General features: G+C 68.8%; 5 protein-coding genes and 2 pseudogenes. 1 reads left to right on the forward strand and 6 read right to left on the reverse strand.

Annotated elements, in window-relative coordinates; translation table 11 throughout:
• The 4 genes and pseudogenes from AC2VON_RS00745 to AC2VON_RS00760 form a co-directional block, all read right to left on the reverse strand.
• Positions 1-379: pseudogene (locus tag AC2VON_RS00745) on the reverse strand (phosphopyruvate hydratase); the annotation flags it as partial.
• A gap of 102 nt (positions 380-481) precedes the next feature.
• The gene (locus AC2VON_RS00750; protein ID WP_486951232.1) at positions 482-1,213 is read right to left on the reverse strand and encodes a lytic transglycosylase domain-containing protein; all 732 of its coding nucleotides are present in this window, start codon (positions 1,211-1,213) and stop codon (positions 482-484) included.
• Positions 1,214-1,374: 161 nt separating this feature from the next.
• A complete protein-coding gene (gene sigC, locus AC2VON_RS00755; RefSeq protein WP_486951236.1) occupies positions 1,375-1,938 on the reverse strand; it encodes an RNA polymerase sigma factor SigC in 564 nt (187 codons plus the stop codon).
• 105 nt (positions 1,939-2,043) lie between these two features.
• Positions 2,044-2,724 (reverse strand): annotated as a pseudogene (locus AC2VON_RS00760) (DUF2275 domain-containing protein); the annotation flags it as partial.
• Between the two features lie 150 nt (positions 2,725-2,874).
• On the opposite strand from AC2VON_RS00760, the gene AC2VON_RS00765 reads away from it, so the two are divergent.
• Positions 2,875-4,470, forward strand: coding sequence for a PPE domain-containing protein (locus AC2VON_RS00765; RefSeq protein WP_486951233.1), 1,596 nt, complete (start codon positions 2,875-2,877; stop codon positions 4,468-4,470).
• On the opposite strand, the gene AC2VON_RS00770 is transcribed toward AC2VON_RS00765, so the two are convergent.
• Entirely contained in the window at positions 4,416-5,402 is a 987-nt protein-coding gene (locus AC2VON_RS00770) for a nucleoside triphosphate pyrophosphohydrolase (protein ID WP_486951234.1), read from the reverse strand. The two genes, AC2VON_RS00765 and AC2VON_RS00770, sit on opposite strands and share 55 nt — an antisense overlap.
• Positions 5,399-6,423 (reverse strand): TRCF domain-containing protein (locus AC2VON_RS00775; protein ID WP_486951235.1); only part of this gene is annotated, 1,025 nt, incomplete at its 5' end. The genes AC2VON_RS00770 and AC2VON_RS00775, both read right to left, overlap by 4 nt.

The following is a 6,423-nucleotide window of genomic DNA, read 5'->3' on the forward strand; positions in this document are numbered from 1 at the left end:
GTTCAGCGGAGTCCGCGGCGGCCTTGGCGACAGCCAGTGAAACACCCACGATCGCGTTGGCGCCCAGCCGGGACTTGTCCGGGGTGCCGTCGAGATCCACCAGCGCCTGGTCAACCAGCCGCTGGTCGTCGGCGTTGAGCCCGATCACCGCCGGCGCGATCTCGTCGAGCACGGCCTGCACGGCCTTCTTCACGCCTTTGCCACCGTAGCGTTCGCCACCGTCGCGCAACTCGACGGCCTCGTGCTCACCGGTCGAAGCGCCCGACGGCACCGCAGCCCGGGCGAATGTCCCGTCGATCAGCGCAACTTCGACCTCGACGGTGGGGTTGCCACGGGAGTCGAGGATCTCGCGAGCACCGACCTGCTCAATGATGGGCACTGGTGTTCTCCTTGCGCTTGTGACCGGGGCTACCGGAGTGGTTCGGCCTGCCTTGGAAGAGGGTAGCCGCGGGTGGGTGTGATCAGCCTATTGGATGCGCTGTCACAGCGGATGACCTGCCGCGTAGACAGTGGCCCAATCCCGAACGGTGCGTGCATATATCTCCGATTGGTTGTAGGCCAGCAGCGCGGTCATCCAGCCCTTTGGTGTGGCGAGATCCTTTCCACGCCAACATAGGTAGCCAGCCGCCGACAGTGCGGCGTCGTCGATGTTGTCCGGGCTGATGATGCCGTCGTTGTTGGCGTCGACCCCGTACAACCGCCACGTCTCGGGGATGAACTGCATCGGCCCCATCGCGCGGACCACACCGTCGTCGGACACGCCGACCTGGTCGCTCTCGACGATGCGCAGCGTCCCGCCGGAACCGTCCAGGCGTACGCCCCGAATCGGGGGGTGCACGTCACCGTTGCGGTTCACCGTGGCGTGGTTGTACCTGCCATGGTGGCTTTCGATCTGGCCGATTCCGGCCAGCGTGGTCCACGACAGGTGGCAGTTGGGGTTCTCCACCTCGGCCACCCGGGCGGCGTAGGCATAGGCCTCCAGCGCGGTGACCGGGATGTGCAGCGCCCGGGAGCGCTTGGCGGCCCAGTTGAACAGCTGGTCGGCGGGCCGCCCCTTGGCCTGGTGGGTGTCCACCGGGGGCACCGGATCGCCGGCCGGCGGTGGCACGCCCTCGGGAATGGGGTTGCCGAGGTGCCAGGTGCAGCTGGACGCCAACAGCAGCGCCGCCGCAGCCACGACCGCGGCCACCCGCAGCCAACGCACCGCCGACACCGCACTCCCCTAGATCACTTGGTCTGTGACCATCGTCCCACGGACGTGGGACCGCCGATTTGTTCCGCATTCAGCTGGATCAGCGAAACCCGGCTTTACCAGCGGTGATGGCGTCAGTTCCGGTGCTGTGGGCGCTGGGAGGTGCTGGTGTGGTGCTGCAGTTACCCGGTCAGGTCGTCGCGTGCCGGGTCGTCCAGCAGCGCGGCGCGCGCGCGGGCGACGCGGGACCGGATCGTGCCCACCGGGCAGTCGCACACCGCCGCGGCGTCGCGGTAGGACAGCCCCAACAGCTGGGTCAGCAGCAGCGCTTCCCGCTGGTCGACGGAGAGGCCAGCGATCATCGTGGTCACTTCGACCAGGTCTTCGAAACCCCCGTCGGGGCGATCGCGGTTGAGCACCTGCTCCGGATCGGCGTCGTTCGCGGTGCGTGGCCGGGACCGCAGATAGCGGATGTGGTCGGCGACAACCCTGCGTGCGATGGCCAGCAACCAGGTCCGGGCGCTGGAACGCCCGGAGAACCGGGCGATCGCACCGATCGCCCGCAGGAAGGTTTCCTGGGTCAGGTCGTCGGCGCTGGCACCGTCGCAGAGGTAGGCCACGAACCGCCACACGTCGTGCTGAGTGGCCTTGATGAACGCCTCCAGCGCGGCGGCGTTGCCGCTGGCGGCCGCCAGGGCCAGCGCGGTAACGGCCTGGTCGTCCCTGCCCCGGTCAGCACCCGCCACGATCGTCCACCTTAAACGAGGCGTGGCATCGCTGACCGGGCGCAGATGGGTGCGCCGCCGCCCGCGATCGGCACCCGCCGGGAAGGCGGTGCTGTCGGTCTGGCCATCGACCACCGTGTCGACCGGACCCGATTTCGGCGCTCCGGCACGCTCACGTGCCACCAGCACCGCGAACACCAGGCCCACCAGCACCGGCGCGTGGCTGATGATCCGCGCGGTGGTCACCTGGCCGGTGTAGGCGTCCGCGGCCACATATGCCAGCAGCGCCAGTGCAAACACACCCATGATCGCCACCACACCGGCCGCGGCAGCGGTCCAGATGCCGGCGGCGATCATCGCCCCGCCCAGCGCCAGCAACCATGCGGTGGATTCGTGCAGCAGATGGGCGCCGGTAGCTGCCCCGTGTCCGTGAGCGGACACCATCCCGAAATCGACGCCGGCGATCTGCGCCAGCGCCACGACCACCTGGAACACACCGACGACGATCAACGCCGCCCGGAAGACCACGGCGCCCGCCGGCCGGCCGTGCGTCCCGGGTGCCCCCACGGTTGGCGCGGTTCCGGCTGCGGCGAGGATCTGCGCGGCCAGGTCGGGCCCGCAGGCGACCTCGGCCGACGACAGCCGGCGCGCCTGCGCGGCCGCACCCACCAGCCAGCTGCGGCAGCTGCGGCAGGATTCCAGATGCACATCCAGCTGCTGGGTGGGAACGTAGCTCGGCTCACCATCGAGCACCGCGGAGAGGGCTTCCCGGACAATCTCGCACCGCATTGCCACATCCTCGCCCATCTGACGCCGGTGCACAAAAGCTTTTTGGTGACGCAACCGAAAGGCGGGCCCGAACGGGCGGGAACTTTTCCTCCGCAGCCACGACTAACTGGTCGTGCGATCCGATGGACACCGGGCGGGGCTCGCGGCGCGACCCGATGTTGCGGCCCGATGACCGCGCCGATCTGGATGGCAAATCCGCCGGAAGTGTATTCGGCGCTGCTCTCCAGCGGTCCGGGGCCTGGGTCGTTGCTGGCGGTCGCCGGAGCCTGGAACTCATTAGCCGCCGAGTACGCTTCGGCTGCTGCGGAGCTGGGCGCGGTGTTGGCCGCGGTGCAGGCCGGGGTGTGGGAGGGGCCCAGTTCGGAGTCGTATGTGGCCGCACATGCGCCGTATCTGGCGTGGTTGATGCAGGCCGGCACCGACAGCGCAGCAGCGGCCGCCCAGCACGAGACCGCGGCCGCGGCTTTCACCGCCGCGTTGGCGGCGATGCCGACGCTGGCCGAGTTGACCGCTAACCATGCATTGCACGCGGTGTTGGTGGCGACGAACTTCTTTGGCATCAATACCATCCCGATCGCGCTCAACGAAGCTGACTATGTGCGGATGTGGATTCAGGCCGCCACCACAATGAGCACCTATCAGGCGGTTTCTAGCACCGCGGTGGCAGCAACGCCGCAAACTGCGCACGCGCCACCGATCCAGAAAACCGCTGACGCCGCAGGCGGTCCGAGCACTGCGCAGGCAACATCAGCGGCCAGCACAAACTCCGGGTGGCAACACCAGCTGGCGAATCTGCTGTTCGACTACACGCAGCATTTCGCTATGCCGATCGAAGAAAAATACATCTACCCCAACGGATGGCCGTTCAACCCACTCCCATTCACCGGAGCGATCGAGGCCTTCCTCGAGCAGATTCCAGGGATGTCGCAAACCCTTGCAACAGCATTGGCCTGGACGACCTTTCACACCCTGATGTTTTCCTGGCCGCTGGTGCAGGCGGCTCCGGTCCTGGTGCCGGCGCTGACCGCCACCGGCGGCGCGGCCGGCGGCTTAGCGGGGCTCGCCGGCCTGGCCGGCCTGGCGGGGCCGCTCACGGGCACCGAAACCGTTCCGGCCATAGCCGTTCCCACGGTGCCGGCCGGTACGCCCACATCGACAGCCGCGACCGTTGTGACCACCGCGGTCTCGGCGCCGGCGACGGCTCCCGCCGCCGCGCCCGCGCCTGCAATCGCGCAAGCTGTGACGCCCGCGGGGGGCGTCCCACCACCGCCGCCCGCAAGCCTGGGCGACTTTCCCTACCTGGCGGGTGGCTGGAGTCAGCGTTCGGCGGCCAGCTCCCAAGCCAAAATTCACCAACCGAAATCCGACGCCGCATCGGGACCGGCGCCCGCGTCGGCCGGGGCGGCCGCGCGGGAGCAAGAGCGGGCGCGGCGCCGCCGGCGCGCGAGGCTGCGGGGGTGCGGCGATGAGTTTATGGAGATGAACATCGAAGTCGACCCGCAGTGGGGCGAGCCACCCCCCGATCAACCAGTCGCATCGACGGCGGCCTCCGATCAAGGCGCCGGTACGTTGGGTTTTACCGGAACCAAACGCAAAGATGCCGCAACACCGGCGGCGGGGTTGACCACGCTGGCCGGTGATGAGTTCGGCGCGGGCCCAAAGATACCGATGCTGCCCGGCAGCTGGGCCGAAGAACCGGACCAGCAGGCCTATTCGGCTGCCGCTTCGTCGGCCGGGAGTGGCTCCGGCGCAGGCGGCCAGTAGGCACGCCACTCCTCCTCGCTGACCACGCCCAACGGGGCGACGTCGAGTTCCTCCGGAACGTCGACTCCGCGGCGCTCGGCGGCGATGGCTTTCTCGGTGCCCCGCACAGTGTCCATGAACTCTAAAACCACGGTACGCAAGCCGTTTTCGGCATCGCCATCGGCGACGACATTGATCGTCGTCATCGCCGCGGGGATCAGGTCCGATGGCAGCCCCGCGTTGCTGGCCCGGTGAAACACCTTCTGCGCCAGCGCCAGGGCGGGTTGAGCGGTCGGTACGTCGTCCATGATCGATTGGCGCGGCTGTCCTTTCCTTGCTCTTTTCTCCGACGCTTTGTGTTCTTCCCACTGGGCCAGCTGATCTTCGAGTGAAATCTCATCGCCGGCAAGCACCGCCGGCACCCGGTTGGCGAGCTTGTGCAGCAGCGTGTCGGCGACGTCATCGATGGTGAACGGGTGTGCCGGGGCGTCCTCGGCGATGCGGGCGTGAAACAGGACCTGCAACAACACATCGCCGAGTTCTTCCCGCAGTTCGTCGGCGTTGCCACTGCGGACCGCGTCGAACAGCTCGTAGGTCTCCTCCAGCAGGAACCGGCGCAGCGAGTCATGGGTCTGTTCGCGTTCCCAGGGCCCGGCGGTGCGCAACTTGTCCATCATCGCGACGGCATCGACCAGCCGCTCACCGGCTGCTGCATCGGGCGCGGAGATCAGCCGGTCGCCCGCTGCGAGTCGCGCGACGACGGCGGGATGGTCGGGATCGGACGACAACAGCACCGGGGCGCCCACCCCGGAATGCGCCGGCCGCGCGTCCGGCAGCGACCATGGCACCGCGATCGGCATCTCCTCGGTGTAGGCCACCTCACCGGCGAGCAGTTCAACGGCTTCGACCGGCACTAGCGACGGCCGGCGTGGGTCAACCAGAACGACAGTCATCGCGCGCTCACCAATCCGGTGATGTCGACTTCGCGGTGCGGTTTTCCATCCAGTGCGGCCAGTAGGCCGGCGACCATCTGCACCAGGTCCAGGTCGCGGATGCGGGGGGCGCCCACACCGTTTCCGGCGCGCGGAATCGGGACCTGGACGGTGGCCGTGGTGGCCCGATAGCGCGCGCCCGGGTAGAGCCGCGCCAGGCGTAGCTGCGCGGAGTCCGGCAGCGTCAGCGGCGCGAGCCGCAGCGTCGTGGCCGACGGCGCCGCCACTTCGGTGATGCCGACCGCGCGGCACCGCAGCCGCAGCCGGGCCACCGCCACCAGGCGACCGGCCGGTTGCGGCAGCGGCCCGTAGCGATCGGTCAGCTCTTCGACAACGGCGCCGACGGTGTCGTCGTCCGCCGCGGCGGCCAGCCGCCGGTAGGCCTCCAACCGCAGCCGGTCGCTGCTGATGTAGTCCGGCGGCAGGTGGGCGTCCACCGGCAGGTCGATCCGCACATCCGCGGGTTCGCCGGGACCGGTCACGGTCTGCCCGTCGGCCGCCGCTCGGTAGGCTTCGACAGCCTCGCCCACCAGCCGCACATACAGGTCGAATCCCACCCCGGCGACGTGGCCGGACTGTTCGACACCCAGCACGTTGCCCGCACCGCGAATCTCCAGATCCTTCATCGCCACCGCCATCCCGGCGCCCAGTTCGTTGTTCTGCGCGATGGTCGCGAGCCGGCCGTAGGCGGTTTCGGTCAACGGCGAGTCCCGCGGGTACAGAAAGTAGGCGTACCCGCGTTCGCGGCTACGGCCGACCCGGCCCCGCAGTTGGTGCAGCTGGGCCAGGCCGAAGGTGTCGGCGCGTTCGACGATCAGCGTGTTGGCGTTGGAGATGTCCAGGCCGGTCTCGACGATCGTGGTGCACACCAGGATGTCGTATTGACGGTTCCAGAATCCCTGCACGGTGGTTTCCAGCAGTTCTTCGGGCATCTGGCCGTGCGCGACGGCGACCCGGGCCTCGGGCACCAGGTTGCGCACCC

It is taken from the genome of Mycobacterium sp. TH-M82 (genome assembly GCF_057473605.1).